At 67.1% G+C, this 19,855-nt stretch carries 19 protein-coding genes and 1 tRNA gene; 12 read left to right on the top strand and 8 right to left on the bottom strand.

The features are described 5' to 3' along the window. Window positions 1-153: 153 nt before the first annotated feature. Entirely contained in the window at window positions 154-1,167 is a 1,014-nt protein-coding gene (locus QTH91_RS03280; protein WP_286658599.1) for an SDR family oxidoreductase, read from the top strand. A gap of 48 nt (window positions 1,168-1,215) precedes the next feature. On the opposite strand, the gene QTH91_RS03285 is transcribed toward QTH91_RS03280, so the two are convergent. Further along, a tRNA-Leu gene (locus QTH91_RS03285) sits at window positions 1,216-1,300 on the bottom strand. 43 nt (window positions 1,301-1,343) lie between these two features. Here QTH91_RS03285 and cysM point away from each other — a divergent pair. Genes cysM through QTH91_RS03305 form a run of 4 tightly spaced genes read left to right on the top strand, consistent with a single transcriptional unit; the run spans window position 1,344 to window position 4,208 of the window. Beyond that, a complete protein-coding gene (gene cysM, locus QTH91_RS03290; protein WP_286658600.1) occupies window positions 1,344-2,246 on the top strand; it encodes a cysteine synthase CysM in 903 nt (300 codons plus the stop codon). 16 nt (window positions 2,247-2,262) lie between these two features. Continuing rightward, complete coding sequence (locus tag QTH91_RS03295; RefSeq protein ID WP_286658601.1) at window positions 2,263-2,814, top strand: NUDIX domain-containing protein; 552 nt, start codon at window positions 2,263-2,265, stop codon at window positions 2,812-2,814. Window positions 2,815-2,843: 29 nt separating this feature from the next. Beyond that, window positions 2,844-3,083, top strand: a complete 240-nt coding sequence (locus QTH91_RS03300) for a sulfurtransferase TusA family protein (RefSeq protein WP_286658602.1) — start codon at window positions 2,844-2,846, stop codon at window positions 3,081-3,083. A gap of 3 nt (window positions 3,084-3,086) precedes the next feature. Next, on the top strand, window positions 3,087-4,208 hold the full coding sequence (locus tag QTH91_RS03305) for a GDSL-type esterase/lipase family protein (RefSeq protein WP_286658603.1): 1,122 nt from the start codon (window positions 3,087-3,089) through the stop codon (window positions 4,206-4,208). On the opposite strand, the gene galU is transcribed toward QTH91_RS03305, so the two are convergent. Further along, a complete protein-coding gene (gene galU / locus QTH91_RS03310) occupies window positions 4,189-5,079 on the bottom strand; it encodes a UTP--glucose-1-phosphate uridylyltransferase GalU (RefSeq protein WP_286658604.1) in 891 nt (296 codons plus the stop codon). The two genes, QTH91_RS03305 and galU, sit on opposite strands and share 20 nt — an antisense overlap. Before the next feature lie 68 nt (window positions 5,080-5,147). Then, window positions 5,148-8,030 (bottom strand): valine--tRNA ligase, encoded by a 2,883-nt coding sequence (locus tag QTH91_RS03315; RefSeq protein ID WP_286658605.1) that lies wholly within the window; start codon window positions 8,028-8,030, stop codon window positions 5,148-5,150. Between the two features lie 197 nt (window positions 8,031-8,227). Between QTH91_RS03315 and yaaA the strand changes: the two genes are divergently transcribed. The 5 genes from yaaA to QTH91_RS03340 all read left to right on the top strand — a co-directional run bounded on the left by yaaA (window position 8,228) and on the right by QTH91_RS03340 (window position 12,419). Continuing rightward, window positions 8,228-9,016: a peroxide stress protein YaaA gene (yaaA, locus tag QTH91_RS03320; protein WP_286658606.1), complete on the top strand. Its 789-nt coding sequence runs from the start codon at window positions 8,228-8,230 to the stop codon at window positions 9,014-9,016. Further along, complete coding sequence (locus QTH91_RS03325; RefSeq protein WP_286658607.1) at window positions 9,013-9,903, top strand: 2OG-Fe(II) oxygenase; 891 nt, start codon at window positions 9,013-9,015, stop codon at window positions 9,901-9,903. Before yaaA ends, QTH91_RS03325 begins: the two co-directional genes overlap by 4 nt. Then, a complete protein-coding gene (locus QTH91_RS03330) occupies window positions 9,900-10,808 on the top strand; it encodes an alpha/beta fold hydrolase (protein ID WP_286658608.1) in 909 nt (302 codons plus the stop codon). Before QTH91_RS03325 ends, QTH91_RS03330 begins: the two co-directional genes overlap by 4 nt. After that, the gene (gene queF, locus QTH91_RS03335) at window positions 10,805-11,662 is read left to right on the top strand and encodes an NADPH-dependent 7-cyano-7-deazaguanine reductase QueF (protein ID WP_286658609.1); all 858 of its coding nucleotides are present in this window, start codon (window positions 10,805-10,807) and stop codon (window positions 11,660-11,662) included. Before QTH91_RS03330 ends, queF begins: the two co-directional genes overlap by 4 nt. A 73-nt stretch (window positions 11,663-11,735) precedes the next feature. Continuing rightward, window positions 11,736-12,419: a hypothetical protein gene (locus QTH91_RS03340; RefSeq protein ID WP_286658610.1), complete on the top strand. Its 684-nt coding sequence runs from the start codon at window positions 11,736-11,738 to the stop codon at window positions 12,417-12,419. A gap of 55 nt (window positions 12,420-12,474) precedes the next feature. On the opposite strand, the gene QTH91_RS03345 is transcribed toward QTH91_RS03340, so the two are convergent. Both QTH91_RS03345 and QTH91_RS03350 read right to left on the bottom strand, forming a co-directional pair. Beyond that, window positions 12,475-13,122, bottom strand: coding sequence for a TIGR02117 family protein (locus QTH91_RS03345; RefSeq protein WP_286658611.1), 648 nt, complete (start codon window positions 13,120-13,122; stop codon window positions 12,475-12,477). Between the two features lie 10 nt (window positions 13,123-13,132). After that, window positions 13,133-14,317 carry a Y-family DNA polymerase gene (locus QTH91_RS03350; protein WP_286659594.1) on the bottom strand — a complete coding sequence of 395 codons (1,185 nt, stop codon included), beginning with the start codon at window positions 14,315-14,317 and terminating at the stop codon, window positions 13,133-13,135. 48 nt (window positions 14,318-14,365) lie between these two features. Here QTH91_RS03350 and QTH91_RS03355 point away from each other — a divergent pair, with 48 nt between their 5' ends. Further along, window positions 14,366-15,010: a putative glycolipid-binding domain-containing protein gene (locus tag QTH91_RS03355; RefSeq protein ID WP_286658612.1), complete on the top strand. Its 645-nt coding sequence runs from the start codon at window positions 14,366-14,368 to the stop codon at window positions 15,008-15,010. An 8-nt stretch (window positions 15,011-15,018) separates the two neighbouring features. On the opposite strand, the gene QTH91_RS03360 is transcribed toward QTH91_RS03355, so the two are convergent. Next, window positions 15,019-16,341, bottom strand: coding sequence for a sulfatase family protein (locus QTH91_RS03360; RefSeq protein WP_286658613.1), 1,323 nt, complete (start codon window positions 16,339-16,341; stop codon window positions 15,019-15,021). A 34-nt stretch (window positions 16,342-16,375) separates the two neighbouring features. Next, a complete protein-coding gene (locus QTH91_RS03365) occupies window positions 16,376-17,368 on the bottom strand; it encodes a Bug family tripartite tricarboxylate transporter substrate binding protein (RefSeq protein ID WP_286658614.1) in 993 nt (330 codons plus the stop codon). A gap of 182 nt (window positions 17,369-17,550) precedes the next feature. Here QTH91_RS03365 and QTH91_RS03370 point away from each other — a divergent pair, with 182 nt between their 5' ends. Further along, a complete protein-coding gene (locus tag QTH91_RS03370; protein WP_286658615.1) occupies window positions 17,551-18,465 on the top strand; it encodes a LysR substrate-binding domain-containing protein in 915 nt (304 codons plus the stop codon). 14 nt (window positions 18,466-18,479) lie between these two features. Here the strand turns inward: QTH91_RS03370 and QTH91_RS03375 are convergent, their stop codons facing one another. Next, window positions 18,480-19,811 (bottom strand): MFS family transporter, encoded by a 1,332-nt coding sequence (locus QTH91_RS03375; RefSeq protein WP_390368497.1) that lies wholly within the window; start codon window positions 19,809-19,811, stop codon window positions 18,480-18,482. Window positions 19,812-19,855: the final 44 nt, after the last annotated feature.

A 19,855-nucleotide genomic window follows, 5' to 3' on the forward strand; every position in this document is an offset into this window, starting at 1 on the left:
GCCGTCGCCGACGGCCCGGATGTCGGACTGCGCCGACGCCAAGTGGCATTGCTTGCGGCGGGCATGGCAGGTCGAGTGCCTATGTGCCGGCGAAAGAGCCGGTCGTTCAATGGATGAGCAGTCCAGCCACCCGACGAACGAAGGGAACACTCGATGAATGCCAGCAAGAAGCGAAGCGCCAGCCCGACTGACAGCGACCCGACCACACAAGCGCAGCGCGCTTTGCAGCGCAAGCGCGACGCGGCGGATGCGCAGGCGACCGCCGCCGGCAAGTCTTCCAAGAAACGCGCCGTCCAGGCGGGCGAACGCAAGGAGCCGGTCAACCCGCTGCCGGCCCAGCATTTGGCCAAGCCCGGGCTCGAGTCGCAACTCGAGGTTCAGCCGAGGTTCGCTGCGCTGGCGTACCGCGGCAGCGGCAAGCTCGAAGGCATGAGCGCCATCGTCACCGGCGGCGATTCCGGCATCGGGCGCGCTGTGTCGGTGCTGTTCGCGCGCGAAGGGGCCAACGTGGCCATCATCCATTTGCCCTCGGAGCAGGCGGATGCGGACCAGACCTGCGCCGAGGTGCAGAAGGAAGGAGGGCGGTGCCTGTCCATCATCGGCGACGTGCGAGACCCGGCCTTTTGCCGGCGCGCCGTCAAGCGGGCAGCCGACGAGTTCGGCCAACTGGACATCCTGGTGAACAACGCGGCCTTCCAACTGCATGCCAACGACATCGAGGACATCGACGACGCGCAGTGGGACATGACCATGCGCACCAACATCTACGGCTATTTCCAGATGGCCCGCGCCGCGGTGCCGTTGCTGCATGAAGGCGGATCGATCATCAACACCGGCTCGGTGACGGGCCTGCAGGGCAGTGCGCAGTTGCTGGACTATTCGGCAACCAAGGGCGCCATCCACGCCTTCACCAAGTCGCTGGCCAGCAACCTGCTGCCCAAGGGCATCCGCGTGAATGCGGTTGCGCCCGGTCCGGTGTGGACGCCCCTGAACCCCGCCGACCGCCCTGCCGACAAGGTGCGCGATTTCGGCAGCCAGGTCGACATGGGTCGGCCTGCGCAACCTGAGGAAATCGCGCCGGCCTTCGTGTTTCTGGCCGCGCCGGCATGCGCGAGCTACATCACCGGCCTGGTGCTGCCGATCACGGGCAACGTCGGTGCGATCTGAAGTCTGGTGGGGAACCCGCGAACTGTGCGGCTTGCATGGCGCAAACCGTGGTGCCGGAGGCCGGAATCGAACCGGCACGCCTTGCGGCGGGGGATTTTGAGTCCCCTGCGTCTACCAATTTCACCACTCCGGCAGCGTTGGGCGGGAAAGACCAAAATTATGGCACAGTGAACGCCATGAAGTACCTGACGATCGAAGATGCCATCGGCAACACGCCGCTGGTGGCCCTGCAACGCATCGACGCTCAAGAAAATGCCAAGCGTGGCAACGTGATCCTGGGCAAGCTGGAGGGCAACAATCCTGCTGGTTCCGTCAAGGATCGGCCGGCCCTGTCGATGATCAAGCGCGCCGAGGAGCGTGGCGAGATCAAGCCGGGTGACACGCTGATCGAAGCCACGTCGGGCAACACCGGCATCGCTCTGGCGATGGCGGCCGCGATTCGCGGCTATCGCATGGTGCTGATCATGCCGGAAGACCTTTCCATCGAGCGCGCACAGACCATGAAGGCCTTTGGTGCCGAGCTTGTCCTCACTCCCAAGAGCGGCGGCATGGAGTACGCGCGCGACCTGGCCGAGCAGATGGTCGCGCAGGGCAAGGGCAGGGTGCTCGACCAGTTCGCCAACGGCGACAACCCGCGCATCCACTACGAAACCACCGGCCCCGAGATCTGGGAAGCGACCCAAGGGCGTATTACCCACTTCGTGAGCGCCATGGGCACGACGGGCACCATCACCGGTGTTTCGCGCTTCCTCAAGGAGAAGAACCCTGCGGTGCAGATCGTCGGCGCGCAGCCCGAAGACGGCTCGCGCATCCCGGGCATCCGCAAGTGGCCGGAGGAGTACCTGCCCAAGATCTTCGATCCGAAGTGCGTCGACCAGGTGGTCAACGTGAGTCAGGACGACGCCGAAGAGATGTGCCGCCGCCTCGCGCGGGAGGAAGGCATCTTCGCCGGCATCTCGGCCGCCGGAGCGTTGTGGGTCGCACAGACGATCTCGCGCACGGTCGAGAACGCCACCATCGTGTTCGTGGTGTGCGACCGGGGCGACCGATATCTTTCCACCGGCGTGTTCCCCGCCTGAGTTCGAGGCCCTCGTCGTGAACCATCCCCGCTTCTGCCCGCAGTGCGCGGCTCCCTTGTCCTGGCGCGAGCAACTCGAAGACGGCGGACCCAAGTCGCGCCTGCGTTGTTCGGATTGCGACTACACGCACTGGAACAACCCGACGCCGGTTTTGGCGGCGATCGTCGAATATGGCGGGCAGGTCCTCCTGGCGCGCAATGCCGCGTGGCCGGCCAAGATGTTTGCGCTCATCACCGGCTTCATGGAGGCGGGCGAGACGCCCCAGGAAGGCATCGCCCGTGAGGTCAAGGAAGAAACCAACCTCGATGTGAGCGAAGTCAACATCGTCGGCGCCTACGACTTCCAGCGGATGAACCAGGTAATCATCGCCTACCACGTCGTGGCGCACGGAGAAGTCCGCCTGTCGCCCGAACTGGTGGACTGGCGCCTGTACGACTTGAAGGACCTCAAGTGCTGGCCCGCCGGCACCGGCTATGCGCTGGCCGATTGGCTGCGCACGCGAGGGCACGAGCCGGTGTTCTTCACGGCACAAGAAAACGAAGAACGCCGCCGCGGCCTGAACAACTGAGCGCCCGACCTGCGCCTGGAGAAGAACTGATGAACGCCCCGACCACGGTCGACATGGAAATCGACACCAGCGGCTTGAACTGTCCGCTGCCCATCCTCAAGGCCAAGAAGGCACTCAACGAAATGCAGAGCGGGCAACTGCTGCGGGTAATTGCCACCGATCCGGGCTCGCTGCGCGACTTCCAGGCTTTCGCGCGCCAGACCGGCAACGAGCTGGTCGATCAGCAGACGGCAGGCGCCCAGTTCATCCACGTGCTGCGTCGGCGCTGAGACATGCGCATACCGGGCGGGCCTTGGCTGCTGCTCGGATTGGCGCTGGTTGTCGTCGCGGGTGCTGCCTGGTACATGCTGCTGGATGGCCCGGGCCCGGCGCCGGAGGTCTTGTCGGCAGGCAGGCCGCCGAAGGCCCTCCCCATCGCCGTCATGGGCGATTCCGACAGCCATTCGTACCAGGACCGCCTGAGCTTCCCGCCGGGCACAGACAGCCGCGGCGGCCCGCTGCGCGAACGCACTTTCAGCTGGCTCGAGATCCTCGCGCGTCTTCGTGCTGACGAAGTGGATCCGGGGCCGTGGCTCGAATGGGGCACGTCGGGCATCAAGTCATCCGTCAGGCGCAGGCTCGGGCTGCCGGTGGGCCGCATTCCTCGCAAGGAAGACTATCTCTACAACTTTGCCAACTCCGGGGCGGCCTGCGATGACTTGATGACCGGCCCCTTCCGGCAGGCGCCCTGGCTGGCGGAGTTGATGGGCAAGGAGCCGCAGCGCTGGCAAGGCGGCATCGTGGTCATCCGGATCGGGCTCAACGATTGGATGAAGCTTCTCGGCGTACAGGCCGAGAATCCGGACGCCGCAGAAGTGAATGCCGCGATCAGCCGCTGCGCAACGCGGTACGAGGAGGCCATGGCATTGTTGCGCCAGCACGTGCCGGGCCTGCGCTTCCTGCTGGTCGGGATCGCAAACGAAGTCGACGACCCGGGGCAGTTCGACCGTTTCCAGTCCGCGCCAGAGACACGCAACATCCGGATGGCATTGGATCGCTTCAACGGCGCGATTCGTGCGCTGGCCGAGCGCACGCCCGGCGCGGCCTACTTCGACGTCGATGGATGGTTCCAGCGCCTGTGGGGGGCGCGCAGCGAAGACGGGGTGCCCCGCTACAGGACGGTCACCGTGGGCGGCGAGTTCGAGGTCAACAACACGGCAGGGGACGATCCGCACAACGCCTTGTTGGCGGACCACCACGCCGGCACGGTCTGGAGCGCCTTGATCGTCCAGGCGATGGTGCAGCGCCTCAGGGATGCCTTCGGGGTGGCGCTCACGCCCATTGCCGACGATGAGCTCTGGCGCTTCCTGCAGCCGCTGGTGCGGCCGCAGCGAGTCAGAGCGCCAGGCTCTTGAGGTAAGCGCGGAAGGTGTCGCCCACCTCGGGGTGCTGCAGCGCCAGTTCGACGCTTGCCTGCAGGAACCCTTCCTTGCTGCCGCAGTCGTAGCGCACGCCTTCGTAGGCGTAGGCGTAGACGGGCTCCTTGTCGAGCAGCGCGGCGATGCCGTCGGTCAGCTGGATCTCTCCGCCGGCGCCCTTGGGCTGATTGCGGATCTGTTCGAACACCGAAGGCGAGAGGATGTAGCGGCCGGCCACGCCCAGGCGCGAAGGCGCCTTCTCAGGGTTGGGCTTCTCGACCATCTGGCGCACACGCGTCAGGCGGTCGCCTTCGGCATCGCCGGCCACGATGCCGTAGCGCTTGACGTGCTCCAGTGGCACTTCCTGAACGGCCAGGATGGAGCCGCCATGCTCGGCGTGGCTCTTGACCATCTGCGCGAGCACGCCGTCACCGCCGGCCGGGCCGACCATCAGGTCGTCCGCCAGCAGCACGGCGAAAGGCTCGTTGCCCACCAGGTGCGCCGCGCAGAGCACGGCATGGCCCAAGCCCAGCATGCGTGGCTGGCGCACGTAAGAGCAGGTCATGTCCTCGGGCGACACGGAGCGGGCGATGTTCAGCAGCGCGTCCTTACCGCTGGCCTCGAGCTGGCTTTCGAGTTCGTAGGCGGTGTCGTAGTGATCCTCGATGGCGCGCTTGTTGCGGCCGGTGACGAAGATCATGTCGCGGATGCCTGCCGCGTAGGCTTCTTCGACGGCGTACTGGATGAGTGGCTTGTCCACCACCGGCAGCATTTCCTTGGGCTGCGCCTTGGTGGCGGGCAAGAAGCGAGTGCCGAAACCGGCAACGGGGAAGACGGCCTTGCGGACCTTTGGCGTGGATGCAGACATGCTGGGCTTCATTCACGATGGGTAGTGGATGCAACCCCTATCGTAAACCCCTGCCTGACCTGGTCCTGTCAGCCAAGACGCTTGATCTGCTCCTGAAGGCGTGCCACGGTGGCCGAGAAGTCCGCCACGCGCTGCCTTTCCTGGTCGATCACCGCCGGCGGGGCCTTGGCCACGAAGGCTTCGTTGCCCAGCTTGGCGTTGGCCTTGGCAAGCTCGCCCTGGATGCGGGCGATTTCCTTGGAGATGCGCGCTTTCTCGGCAGCGACGTCCACTTCCATGTGCAGGCACAGGCGGGCCGGGCCCACCACGGCCACCGGCGCGGCCTGAGCCGCGGCGGTCCAGGCGGCCTCGTCGTCGAACACCTTGACCTCGGAAAGCTTGGCCAGCGCGGCCAGCACCGGTGCGCTGCCCTGCAGGAACTGGGCTTCCTCGGCGTTCTCGGCCAGGGCGTAGAGCGGCAGGCGGGTGGCGGGCGAGACCTTCATCTCGCCGCGCAGCGTGCGGCAGGCGTCGACCAGCGCCTTGAGGCGGGCGACGTGGGCCTCGGCCTTCTCGTCGATCTTGTTGGGCTGGCTGACCGGGTACGGGGCGATCATGACTGATTCGCCGCTGATGCCGGCCACCGGCGCCACCTTCTGCCACAGCGCCTCGGTGATGAATGGGATGACCGGATGCGCCAGTCGCAGCAACGCTTCGAGCGTGCGGATCAGTGTGCGGCGGGTGGCGCGCTGCTGCGCTTCGCTGCCGGTCTGGATCTGCACCTTGGCGATTTCCAGGTACCAGTCGCAGAACTCGTCCCAGGCGAACTGGTAGAGCGCGGTGGCGACGTTGTCGAGCCGGTATTCCTCGAAGCCCTTGGCGATGTCGGCCTCGACGCGCTGCAGGCGCGATGCGATCCAGCGGTCGGCCTGGCTGAACTGCATGTAGCCGTGGAACGGGCCGCCGGGCTGGCACTCTTCCTTGGTGTGCTCCTTCAGGCCGCAATCCTGGCCTTCGCAATTCATCAGCACGAAGCGCGTGGCGTTCCACAGCTTGTTGCAGAAATTGCGGTAGCCCTCGCAGCGCTTGCTGTCGAAGTTGATGCTGCGGCCCAGCGAAGCCAGCGACGCGAAAGTAAAGCGCATCGCATCGGCCCCATAGGCCGGAATGCCTTCGGGGAACTCCTTTTGCGTGTTCTTGCGCACCTGCGGCGCGGTCTCGGGCTTGCGCAGGCCGGTGGTGCGCTTGGCCAGCAGCGGCTCAAGAGCGATGCCGTCGATCAGGTCGACCGGATCGAGCACGTTGCCCTCGGACTTGCTCATCTTCTTGCCGTGCGAATCGCGCACCACGCCGTGGATGTAGACGTCCTTGAACGGCACCTTGCCGGTGAAGTGCTTGGTCATCATGATCATCCGGGCGACCCAGAAGAAGATGATGTCGTAGCCGGTCACGAGTACCGTCGAGGGTAGGTAGAGCGAGAGGTCCTGCGTCTGCTCGGGCCAGCCGAGCGACGAGAAGGGCACCATGGCCGACGAATACCAGGTGTCGAGCACGTCCTCGTCGCGCGTGAGCCTGGCGCCGGGGTTGACCTTGTCGGCCTGGACCTGCGCGGCGGCTTCGTCGCGGGCGACGTACACGTTGCCCGCTTCGTCGTACCAGGCAGGGATCTGGTGGCCCCACCAGAGCTGGCGCGAGATCGTCCAGTCCTGGATGTTTTCCATCCAGTGGTTGTAGGTGTTGACCCAGTTCTCGGGCACGAAGCGCACTTCGCCCGACTTGACCACGTCGATGGCCTTCTGCGCGATGGTCTGGCCGTCATGGCCCGGCTTGGTCATCGCCACGTACCACTGGTCGGTGAGCATCGGCTCGACCACGGCGCCGGTGCGTGCGCAGCGCGGCACCATCAGCTTGTGCTTCTTGGTCTCGACCAAGAGGCCCAGCGCATCGAGGTCGGCGACGATGGCCTTGCGCGCGACGAAGCGGTCCATGCCGCGGTATTTCTCGGGCGCGTTGTCGTTGATGGTGGCGTCCAGCGCCAGCACGCCGATCATCGGCAGCTTGTGGCGCTGGCCGACGGCGTAGTCGTTGTAGTCGTGCGCGGGCGTGACCTTGACCACGCCGGTGCCGAAGCTCTTGTCCACGTAGTCGTCGGCAATGATCGGGATCAGCGTGCCCACGAGCGGCAGCCGCACCTTCTTGCCGATCAGGGCGGTGTAGCGTTCGTCTTCGGGGTGGACCATCACAGCCACGTCGCCCAGCATGGTCTCGGGCCGCGTGGTGGCCACGGTGAGCGTGCCCGATCCGTCTTCGAGCGGATAGGCGATGTGCCAGAGGAAGCCGTCTTCTTCCTCGCTTTCGACTTCGAGGTCGCTCACCGAACTCTTGAGCACCGGATCCCAGTTGCCCAAGCGCTTGCCGCGGTAGATCAGGCCTTCCTCGTACAGCTTGACGAAGGTGTCGGTGACGACGGTGGAGAGCGCGTCGTCCATGGTGAAGTACTCGCGGCTCCAGTCGACCGTGTCGCCCAGGCGGCGCATCTGCTGGGTGATGGTGTTGCCCGACTGCTCCTTCCATTCCCACACGCGCGCCACGAAGTTCTTGCGGCCCAGGTCGTGGCGGCTGATGTTCTGCTCCTGCAGCTGGCGCTCCACCACGATCTGGGTGGCGATGCCGGCATGGTCGGTGCCGGGAATCCACACCGTGTTCTCGCCCTTCATGCGGTGATAGCGCGTCAGGCTGTCCATGATGGTGTGGTTGAAGGCGTGGCCCATGTGCAGCGTGCCGGTCACGTTCGGGGGTGGCAGCTGGATCGCGAAGTTGCCAGCGCCTTCCTTGGGTTGCTGCGTGCCCCGGAAGCCGGCCTTGGCATAGCCCCGGCGCTCCCATTCGGGTCCCCATTGCGCCTCCAGGGCGGCGGGTTCAAACGATTTGGCGAGGCTGTCGAGGCCGGGCTGGTTCACGGTGTCGCTCATGGCAGTGTTGGCAGTGATGGCAATGTGGGCCAGGGGCGGACAATGCCAAGAAGAGCGGCATCCCGCAGGATGCCGCTGGTGAGGGGAGGGAGTTGCCGGACATTTTATTCGACCGGCTGCCCGTCGCGACGGGGCAGGGCCATGGCCCGACCACGATAATTCCCCGCTACCTTCGACGCTCGATTCCCCTCCGAGAGATGCTCTTCCTGCTGTCCCCCGCCAAGTCGCTCGACTACGAAACCCCGCTGCCCAGCGACCTGCCGGCCACGGTGCCGCACTTCGAAAGCGCGCGTGGCCCCTCGGTCGAGCTCATCCGCATCCTGCGCCAGAAGTCGCCGCAGGACATCGCCGAATTGATGAGCCTGTCGGACAAGCTCTCCGCGCTGAACGTGGGGCGCTACGCCGCATGGCGCACGCGCAGCACGCCGCAGAACGCCCGTCCGGCGGCCTTCGCGTTCGACGGCGACGTCTACGGCGGCCTCGACGCGCCGTCGATGAAGCGCGCCGACCTCGAATGGGCCCAGCAGCATGTCGTTATCCTCAGTGGCCTCTACGGCGTGCTGCGCCCGCTCGACCTGCTGCAGCCCTATCGGCTGGAAATGGGCACCGCGTTGGCCAACCCGCGCGGCAAGGATCTCTACGCCTTCTGGGGCGCCCGAATCGCCGACTACCTGAACGGCCGCGCCGCCGCCGACGCCACGCCGGTGGTCGTCAACCTTGCGTCGCAGGAGTACTTTCGCGCCGTCGACCGCAAGGCGCTCAAGGCTCGCGTGGTCGAGTGCGTGTTCGAAGAGCGGCGCCCGGGGGGCGACTACAAGATCGTCAGCTTCTTCGCCAAGCGTGCGCGCGGCCTGATGGCGCGCTGGGCGGCCGAACATCGCGCGGCGACCCCGCACGCACTGGAGGGTTTCGATGCGGAAGGCTATTCTTTCGATGCTGCGGCCTCGCAGCCTCATCGAATGGTGTTTCGCAGGACCTCCACATGAGTTCGAACAAGGCGACTTCTTCCACCTCCCAGCCCATCAGCGCCGACCTGCGCCGCTGGGTCATCGAGCAGCTCGGTGCCGGTCATTCGGTCGAGTCGCTGCGCCAGTCGATGCGAAAGTCCGGCTGGCACGAGGATGCGATCGACGTGGCCCTGTTCGCCGTTCCCGCAGATTCGCCTGCCGCGCAGTCGAGCGTTGCCCCGGCCTCGCTGGCCAGGCAGCCGGCGAGGTCGCCAAGGCCTGGCCCCGACCTTGAGGGAAACCCCGCTTACCTGGATGTCGGCGACCGCCGGGTCGAGGTGCTGATGACCCTGCAAGATCCGCGTGTGGTGATGTTCGGCAACCTGCTGTCGGACGAAGAGTGCGACGGCCTGATCGCGGCGGCCGACTCGCGCCTGTCGCGTTCGCTCACGGTCGAGACCAAGACGGGCGGAGAGGCCGTCAACCAGGACCGCACGAGCGATGGCATGTTCTTCGAGCGCGGCGAAAACGAGATCGTGCACCGCATCGAGGCGCGCATCGCCCGTCTGCTGAATTGGCCGGTCGAGTACGGAGAAGGCCTGCAAGTGCTGCGCTACCGGCCCGGCGCGCAGTACCGCCCCCACTACGACTACTTCGATCCCGGCGAGCCCGGGACGCCCACCATCCTGCGCCGGGGCGGTCAGCGCCTGGGCACCTTGCTCATGTATCTGCGGGCGCCCGAGCAGGGCGGCGGAACCGTCTTTCCCGACGTGGGCGTGGAAATCGCGGCCAAGCGCGGGTGCGGCGTGTTCTTCGGCTACGACCGCCCCGATCCGGGCACCCGCAGCCTGCACGGCGGCTCGCCGGTGCTGGCCGGCGAAAAATGGGTGGCGACCAAGTGGCTGCGCGAACGGGAGTTCAAATGAAGGTGCGCGCCAACGGCATCGACATCGAGGTCGAGGACAGCGGCGCCGATGGCAGCCAGGCCGACCGCCCCGTGGTGCTGCTCATCATGGGCCTGGGCATGCAGCTGATCGGCTGGCCCGACGACTTCTGGCAACCGCTGGTGGCGGCGGGCTTTCGGGTCGTGCGCCACGACAACCGCGACATCGGCCTGAGCGAAGGCTTCGACCACGCGCCGCGCCGCAACCTCATGTGGCAGGCCTTTCGCGCGCGCGTCGGCCTGGCGGTGAGCACACCCTATACGCTGCAGGACATGGCCAACGACTCGTTGGGCGTGCTCGATGCGCTGGGCATTCGCCAAGCGCATGTGATCGGCGCCTCGATGGGCGGCATGATCGCCCAGCGGGTCGCCGCCAGCGCGCCCGAGCGCGTGCTCTCGCTCACCAGCATCATGAGTTCGAGCGGCGCGCGCGGACTGCCCGGCCCGCATCCCCAGGTGGCGGCGCGGCTCATGCGGCCGCTGCCAGCCAGGACGGAACAGGCGCTGGTCGACTACAGCCTGGGATTCATCCGCCTGATCGAAAGCCCGGCCTATCCTTGCGAAGAGCCGATGCTGCGGCAGCGGCTCACCCAGGCCCTGCGCCGTGCCTATCGGCCTTCCGGCCTCATGCGCCAGATGCTCGCGATCGGTGCCGACGCCGACCGGCCCCAGGTTCTGGCCGCAATCCGTTGCCCGACGCTGGTGCTGCATGGCGAGGCGGACCGGCTGGTGCCCATCGCCGCGGGGCGCGACACGGCCCGCCGCATCAGCGGCGCGCGCTTCGTCAGCATCGCCGGCATGGGGCACGACCTGCCGCCGCCTGTCAACACACTCCTGCTCGGCCACATCATTCCCTTCTTGCGCGAGTCGCAGGAACGCACGTCATGAACCCTCCCAACACGCCCGAGCAATCGCCGCTGGGCCACGCCACCGTCTACCCCGAGCGCTACGACGCTTCGCTGCTCTTTCCCATCGCGCGCGCCGCACAGCGCGAGGCGCTGGGCGTTCGAGGCGACGCGCTGCCGTTCTTCGGCGCCGACCTCTGGACGGCCTTCGAGCTGTCCTGGCTGAACGCGCGCGGCAAGCCGCAACTGGCCATTGCGCACTTCACCATCCCGTGCGAGACGCCCAACATCATCGAGAGCAAGTCCTTCAAGCTCTACCTCAACAGCTTCAACAACAGCGTGTTCGCCGATGCGCAGGCGGTGCGCGAGCGGCTGGTCGAAGACCTCAGCCTGGCCGTGTGGCAGGGCAGCGAGCGCAGTGGCCGGGTGGGTGTGAAGCTGCTGGCCCCGGAGATGTTCGACCGCGAGCCGGTGCATGAGCTGGACGGTCTGGACATCGACCGGCTCGACCTCGAATGCACGCACCAGCATCCGGCGCCCGAGCTGCTGAGCGCCAGCACGGCCGAAGCGCCCGTGACCGAGACCCTCACCAGCCGCCTGCTCAAGAGCAATTGCCCGGTGACCGGCCAACCGGACTGGGGCAGCGTGCAGATCCGCTACAGCGGTCCGCAGATCGACCAGGCCGGGTTGCTGCGCTACATCGTGAGCTTTCGCGGGCACAACGACTTTCACGAGCATTGCGTCGAGCGCATCTTCCAGGACATCACGGCGCGTTGCCGCCCAACCAAGCTGTCGGTGTACGCGCGCTACACGCGGCGCGGCGGGCTGGACATCAATCCCTTCCGCACCAGCTGGCCGCAAACGCTGCCGCCGAACGTCCGCACCGCGCGGCAGTAGACGTGGCGACTGCCCGCGCGGCTGTAGACCTGCTCCTACACGCCGGGCCGGGCGCGGCCCCGATACTCGCCCGATGATGAAAGCCTCGCCCGGCGCGCGCAGCTGGATCGCCGCTGGCGTGCGCCATGAACTCATGTCCCGCGTCCTGCCCGCCTTGCGGCACGACATGGTCGCGCCGGTCTCGGTGGTGCGCATGGCGCTGCTGACCTTGCGGCGTCAGCTGGCCGCCAGCAGCATCGACGCCCAGGCTTGCCTCGATCGCGTGGCGCTGCTCGACGACCAGTTCGGCGAACTCACCCAACGTGTGCGAGCCCTGCGTGATTGGGAGCTGGCGCCGACCGGCGAGAGCATCACCCGCTCGGCGCTGGTGGATCAATGCGTGTCCCTGCTTCGTCCCGCATTCGATTTGCATGGCGTGCAGCTTCAGGTGGATGCGGACATCGAAAGCGAAGTCGATGGACAGTCGTTGCCGCGCGGCGGCGCGTTGCGCTATCTGCTGTTGTGCGCGATGTGCTACCTGCATGATCTGGAACAGGGGCGGCGCCGCATCCACATCACGGCGCCTGAAGATGGCGCTCTGCTCCTGGTTTGCGAACCGCGCGACGACGGCCTGGACGGTCCCGATGGCGCGGTCAACCCGGCGCCTCGCCAATTGGCGATTGACGCCGTGGCGTTGCAGAGCCTGGCCGATGACCTGGGCTTCGACGTGGCGCACGACGACGCCGGAAAAGTGCGGCTACGGCTCGTCCAAGACTGAGTCAGCGGTGCTTCGGGCCTTCGAGGTGCCAAGTCACGTTGAAGTCGAAGGGCGTTCATGGCGGCATGGCGACGCCGGCGCTGCGCAGCGCTGTGCCCGTCCACTGATTGCAGGTGAACCATAGGCTGTAGCGGCCGCGTGCTTCGTAAAAGGCATCGAAGGCGCTGTAGTGCGCGCCCGTCACTGCTCGGGCTTTCGCCTCGGGCAGCGCGCTGACGACATGGGTTCGCAGTCGCGCGTATTGCGCCTCAGAAAGCGGCAGCCGGTGGGCGGCCGCCAGTTCCGCTCGGCGCAGATAGGTCACGTGCAGCAAGGCCGGGTTGCGGCCCAGGGCGGCACCCCATGCGCGCTCGACGGTCAGGTCCGCCCAGGTCGGGGTGTGCAGGTAGAACTCGCGGTCGCCCCAGCCGATGGCAATGAACTGCGCCTCGGGCGGCAGCGGCGCAGCCAGGTCGGACGGGGGGAACACCTCGCTCCAGTCGACGCCGTGGCCCCGGATCGGAAAGACAAGGTCGGTGTGCACGCCGTTGCTGAGCACCCAGGCGGGCACCTGCTGCGCTTGGGGAGGCGCATCGGTGCCGGGTGCGGACGCCGCATGCCAGAGCATCAATGCGCAGGCCAGGCCGACGTAGCCAAGTGCCAGCAAGGCGATCGCGGCCACGGCCCCGCACGACACCAGCAGCAAGCGACGCAGCATGCGCATGCGCAGCCGCTCAGAAGAGCGAACCGGTGGCGCCGGCGGATTCGCCGGTGTGCGGCCCTGGCACGGCACGGCCGGCTTCGGCGCTGTCGGCGCGCACCAGCCCGCCCACGCGTACACCCAGAAGGCGCAACGGGCGTTCCAGCGGAACGCGCCTGAGGCATTGCCCGGCCGCCTGTCGGATGGCTGGGCCGTCGTCGGTGTAGTGGCCCAGCGTCTGGTCGCGCGTGGCAATCTTGAAGTCGTCGTAGCGCAGCTTGATGCCGATGGTGCGGCCCTTGTAGCCCTTGCGGCGCAGGTCCTCGGCCACCTTGTGGCACAGGTGGGTGAAGATGCTGCCGAGCTCGCTGCGATCGCGCACCGCATGCAGGTCGCGCTCGAACGTCGTCTCGCGGCTCATCGAGACGGGCTCGCTTTCGGTGACGACTGCGCGGTCGTCGCGTCCCCAGGCGACTTCGTGCATCCAGGCGCCGGTCGCCTTGCCGAAGTGGCCGATCAGCCAGTCTCGCTCGCGAGCGGCCAGCTCGCCGATGGTGTGGATGCCATGTTGCTGGAGCTTGGCGTCCGCCTTGGGGCCGATGCCATTGACCTTGCGGCACGGCAGCGGCCAGATGCGCGTTTGGAGGTCTTCCTCGTACACGACCGAGATGCCGTTGGGCTTGTCGAATTCGCTGGCCATCTTGGCGATGAGCTTGTTGGGTGCAACGCCGATGGAGCAGGTCAGCCCGGTGGCCTGCAGGATCGATTTCTGGATGAGCCGGGCCAGCACCCGGCCGCCTTCGCGCTGGCCGCCGGGCACGTCGGTGAAGTCGATGTACACCTCGTCGACGCCCCGGTCTTCCATCAAGGGTGCGATGTCCGTGATGACCTTCTTGAAGGCCCGCGAGAAGCGCCGGTATTCGTCGAAGTCCACCGGCAGCAGGATGGCCTGCGGGCACAGCCGCGCCGCCTTCATCAGGCCCATGGCCGAGCCCACGCCGAAGGCCCTTGCCGGGTAGGTGGCGGTGGTGATCACGCCGCGGCCGGCATAGTCCTTGAGCAGCGGAAACGACGCGAGCGGGATGTCGGCCAGCGTGCCGCCTTCGGGCACCTGGCGCAGCACCTCGTCCTCTCGCCGCCGGCCGCCGCCGATGACCACCGGCAGGCCCTTGAGCTGCGGATAGCGCAGCAACTCGACGGAGGCATAGAAGGCATCCATGTCGAGGTGCGCGATGCGGCGGCGGGGTGGGGCGGTCACGCGGCGATTGTGCAGTGCGGCGCCGGCGCGCTCGTCACGCCGGCTGGCAAGCCCCTCTGGTGCGGCGAGCGCTTCGATGCCATCATTCGCGCCATGCAGACCATCGCCACGGTTTTCTGGCGCCGGCTTGACTCGCCAGGTCACGATGCCTGCCGCCTGGAGCGGCACGGCGAGTCATGGCAACTCGACGGCGCTGCCGTGTTCCGGCACACCGATGGCCGTCCCGCGCGGCTCGACTATCGCGTGTTCTGCGACAAGGCCTGGCACACCAAGTGGGGCCGGGTGCGCGGATGGATCGGGGAATCGGCCATCGACTTCGCGATCGCGCGCAACGCGCGCGGCGATTGGACGCTCAACGACGAGGTGGTGCCCGAACTTGGCCACTGCATCGACCTCGACCTGGGCTTTACCCCGGCGACCAACCTGGTGCAGCTGCGCCGCGTTCACCTGGACAAGGGGCAGTCGGCGCAGGTGGCGGCGGCATGGGTCGACCTCGACGGCGACTCACTGAGCGAACTGATGCAGCACTACGAGCGCAAGAACAACGGCGACTACGACTATCACGCGCCGCGCTTCGACTACAAGGACACGCTCAAGGTCAACGGCGAGAGCTTCGTCACGCACTACCCCGGCCTGTGGGAAGTGAGTGCCTGAGGCCTGCCTCAACGCTGCGGCATTTCCTTGTACGAATAGCCCAGGCTGACCGTCGCGTCTTCCGGGATGGGCGGCATGCTGGCGTTCCACGTCTCCCAAGCTTCGCGCATCTGATCGAGGCGCTGCGGCTCCAGCGGCGCCTTGTTGGCGCGCTCGCGCTCGTCCTGCGGAATGTTGAACAGGTAGTCGTTGCCGTCGACGCGCAGATACTTCCATTCGCCGTCGCGCAGGGCTCGCTGCCCGCGGTGGTTCATGCGCCAATGAAGCGGGCGAGGGAAGGTGTGATCCGCATCGCGCAGCACCGGCATGAGCGAGACGCCGTCGAGCGGGTATTGCGGGTCGGCGGCGACGCCTGCCGCATCGAGCACGGTGGCGCTCCAGTCCATCGTCATGCAAAGCTGCGCGCTGGTGCCGCCGGGTGCGATGGTCGACGGCCAGTGCGCGATCCATGGCACGCGGATGCCGCCTTCGGTCAGGTCCATCTTGCCGCCCACCAGGGGCCAGTTGTCGGAGAAGCGCTCGCCGCCGTTGTCGCTGGTGAAGACGACCAGCGTATCGCGCTCCAGACCGGTTTCGCGCAGCGCCTGCATGATCCAGCCGATGCCTTCGTCCATGTGATGGATCATGCGGCGGTAGGTGTGGATGTTGCCGCCCGCCAGGTCGAACAGCTTGTTCTGGATGCGGGCGGGGCGGTCGGCGTCTTCGCGCGTTTCCCAGGGCCAGTGCGGCGCGGTGTAGTGCAGGCTGAGGAAGAAGGGGGCATCTTCCTTGGCCATGCGATGCACGTAGTCGACGGCGCGGCGCGAGAGCAGGTCGGTCAGGTAGCCCTCGGTCTTCTGTTCCTCGTCGCCCAGCCAAAGGTCGTGCTGGCCGGTGGAGTCGCAGTGGGTGAAGTAGTCGACGCCGCCGGACATCGGGCCGAAGAATTCCTCGTAACCCGACTTGAGCGGGCCGAAGTGCGGCTGCGAGCCCAGGTGCCACTTGCCGATCAGCGCGGTGCGGTAGCCGGACGCGCGCAGCAGCGACGGCACGGTGGGATGCGAGGGCGGCAGTCCGAGCGTGGCGCTGCCGCGGCTCTTGCTGTTGATGGGCTCTTCGGCCGCGCCGCGCAGACGGTACTGGTAGCGCGCGGTGATCATGCCGAAGCGCGTGGGCGAGCACACGGGCGAATTGGCATAGCCCTGCGTGAAGCGCATGCCGGCAGCGGCCAGGCCGTCGAGGATCGGCGAGACGGGGCCGAAGGCCGCATCGCGCCCTCCGTAGCAGCCCAGGTCGGCAAAGCCGAGATCGTCGGCCACGATGAAGATGACGTTGGGGCGTTGGGTGCTCATGCGCCTATCCTAATTCGCTGATGCGGACGAACCGCTATTCGGCCTTCATGCCGGTCGCCTTCACGACGGCGCCGTAGCGGGCCTTGGCACTGGCCAGGCGCTCGGTGGCGGCCTTGCCGGTTTCGCCCAGGGCGTTCATGTCCAGGCTGGCCAGACGCTGCTTGACGTCCGGCAGGGCCAGCGCGGCGGCCATGGCCTTCTGAAGCTTGGCGACGATCGGCTCCGGCGTGGCTGCCGGCACCATCGCCAGGTACATGACCTCGAACTCCATCTTCGGCAGGCCCAGCTCGCCCACGGTGGGGACATCGGGCAGCAGCGGCGCGCGTTGGCGGCCCGTCACGGCCAAGGGCTTGACCTTGCCGGCCTGGATGTGCGGCAGCAGGCCCGGCGTGGCCAGGATGCCGGCCTGCACTTCGCCCGCCAGCAGGGCGGTGACGGCAGGCGCATTGCCTTTGTAAGGCACGTGCAGGATCTTGGCGCCGGTGGCAGTGCCGAAGATCTCGGCGGCCAGGTGGCCGGGGCTGCCATTGCCGGCGGAGCTGAAGCTCATCTCCTTCTTCTTGGCCTGCTCGACGAACTCGGGCAAGGTCTTGGCGCCGACCGAAGGGTTCACGCCGAAGGCCAGGCCGGAGGAACTGAAGATCATCAGCGGCTTGAGGTCTTTCTCGGCAAACGGCATGGTCGGGTAGACATGCGGATTGATGGTGAAAGGCGTGTCGATCGACAGCAGCACGGTGTAGCCGTCCGGCGCCGCCTTGGCGACCACGTCGGCACCGATGTTGCCGCCGGCGCCGGGCCGGTTGTCCACCACGAACGGCTGCTTGAGCTCCGACTGCAGCGGAACGGCCAGAGCCCGGCCCAGGATGTCGAGCGGGCCGCCCGCGGGGAAGTTGGTGATCAGCTTGACGGGCTTGTCGGGATAGCTGTCTTGCGCATCGGCGGTGGCCGGTGCGAGCGCCATCAGCGAGGCGGTGCACAGCAGGGCGGCGAGGGCATGCCGGCGAGAGGCGCGGAAATGGGCGCTCATGGGTCTTGTCTCCTGGGTCGTTTGTCGGGCGTCCGGCGGGACCAGTCCCGCGGACGTTTCAACCCACTGTAGGCCCGACCCCCAGGCGTCACAACTGAAAGCTCATCGGCCTGCTATAACCGAACAGAATAGCTGGTCGCCCTGCTTTGAAGGGGTGCTCAGTTGCCGGCACCCATCCAGCCATGAACTTTGATCGAATCAAGCTGCGGCACCTGCGCTGCCTGGCCCTGGTCGGGCAGGAGCGCAACCTGGTGCGCGCCGCGGGTGCACTGGCTCTGACGCAACCTGCCGTGTCCAAGACCATTGCCGAGCTGGAGGACATCGTGGGGCGGCAGTTGCTGGTCCGCCGCAGGCGCGGCGTCGACCTGACGCCCGCCGGCGAAGTGCTGGTGCGCCATGCCGTCGCCACGCTGCGCGGCTTGCGCGAAGGCTTGACGCTGGCCCTGGACCAGCCCGAAGGCGAACAGTTGCGCGTCGCCGTCGGGGTGCTGCCCAACACGGCCGCCGGGCTGTTGCCGGAGGTGACTGCCGAGTTGCTGCGGCGGCGCGACCCGCTGCGCGTGCGCGTGGTCAGCGGCACCAACGCGCAGCTCATGACCCAACTGCGCCAGGGCGAGATCGATCTGGTGGTCGGCCGGCTGGCGCAGCCTTCTGCGATGGCGGACCTGAGCTTCCTGCAGCTCTACAGCGAATCGTTGTTGCTCGTCGCGCGGCCCGGGCATCCGTTGGCAGGGGTGTCACAGCCGACGCTGGAAGCGCTCTCGGCCTACCCGCTCGTGGTGCCGGTGCACGGCACGCTGGTGCGCGACACCGCCGATGCCTACCTCTTTGCCCGTGGCAGCTACCTGCCCAGCTCGGTGATCGAGGCGACCGACACCAGCTTCGTGCTGGGGCTGCTGCGGCGCAGCGACGCGGTGTGGTTTGCGCCCGGCGGTGCCGCCTTGTCGTCGCTGCAGAGCGGCGAGCTGGCGCGCCTGGACTTCGACACCCGCAGCACCGAGGGCCCGGTGGGCATCACGCTGCGGCGCACGGGCGAACCCGGCGAGGGGGCGCAGCGCCTGATCCAGGTGATCCAGGAAGTGGCCCGCGCCCGCTGAACCGGGCCGAACCGTCAGTGGTCGTGGTGCAGGTAGCTCGCCTGCCGCGGCAGGCGCAGCGCGACCAGGAAGGCCACGACCATCATCACGGTCACGTACCAGTAGAAGCTGCTCTCGTGGCCTTGCGACTTGAGCGCCAGCGCCACGTACTCGGCCGAGCCTCCGAAGATCGCGTTGCCCACGGCATAGGCCAGGCCCACGCCCAGTGCGCGCACCTCGGGCGGGAACATCTCCGCTTTGACGATGCCGCTGACCGAGGTGTAGAAGCTCACGATCGCCAGGGCCGCGACGATGAGCGCGAAGGCCAGGTATGGGTTGGTCACATGCTGGAGCGCAGTGAGGATCGGCACCGTGAACAGCGCGCCGAGCGCACCGAACAGCAGCATGTTGGTTCGCCGGCCGATGCGATCCGACAGCGCTCCGAACACCGGTTGCATGCACATATAGACGAACAGGGCGCAGGTCATCACGTAGCTCGCCGTCTTGATCGGCAGGTGCACGGTGTTGACCAGGAACTTCTGCATGTAGGTGGTGAAGGTGTAGAAGATCAGCGAGCCGCCGGCTGTGTAGCCCAGCACGGTGAAGAAGGCGGCCTTGTGATGCCTGAACAGGCCGGCCATGGTGCCGGCTTCCTTGTTCTTGTCGCCCTGGGCGCCGTGGGTTTCGGTCAGTGCGCGGCGCAGGAACATGGCGATCACCGCCGTCACGGCGCCGATGACGAAGGGAATGCGCCAGCCCCAGGCGCGCAACTCCGCCTCGCTGAGCAACTGCTCCAGGACCACGATCACCAGCACCGCCAGCAACTGCCCGCCGATCAGGGTCACGTACTGGAACGATGAGTAGAAGCCTCGCTGGCCGCGCAGGGCCACCTCGCTCATGTAGGTGGCCGTGGTGCCGTACTCGCCACCCACCGACAAGCCCTGGAACAGCCGGGCCATGAGCAGCAGGAAAGGCGCCCACGCGCCGATCTGCGCGTAGGTGGGCAGGCATGCGATGACCAGCGAGCCGGCGCACATCATGCTCACCGAGATGAGCATCGACGTCTTGCGCCCCACGCGATCGGCAATGCGGCCGAAGAGCCAGCCACCGATGGGCCGCATGAGAAAGCCCGCCGCGAACACGCCGGCGGTGTTGAGCAACTGAACCGTCGGGTTCGACTTGGGAAAGAAGGCGCCGGCGAAGTAGATGGCGGAGAAGGCGTAGACGTAGAAGTCGAACCATTCCACCAGGTTGCCGGACGACGCTCCGATGATGGAGAAGATGCGGTGCCGCTTTTCGGCTGCGGTATAGGCGCGGGGCTCGGACATGGCGTCCGAGGCCACCGCTGCGGGCGTGATAGCGCTCATGCGATGGGCCTCTTGATGTTGGAATTTGGCTCCCGACATCTTGC

This window comes from Variovorax dokdonensis, assembly GCF_030316895.1.
GTDB lineage: Bacteria > Pseudomonadota > Gammaproteobacteria > Burkholderiales > Burkholderiaceae_C > Variovorax > Variovorax dokdonensis.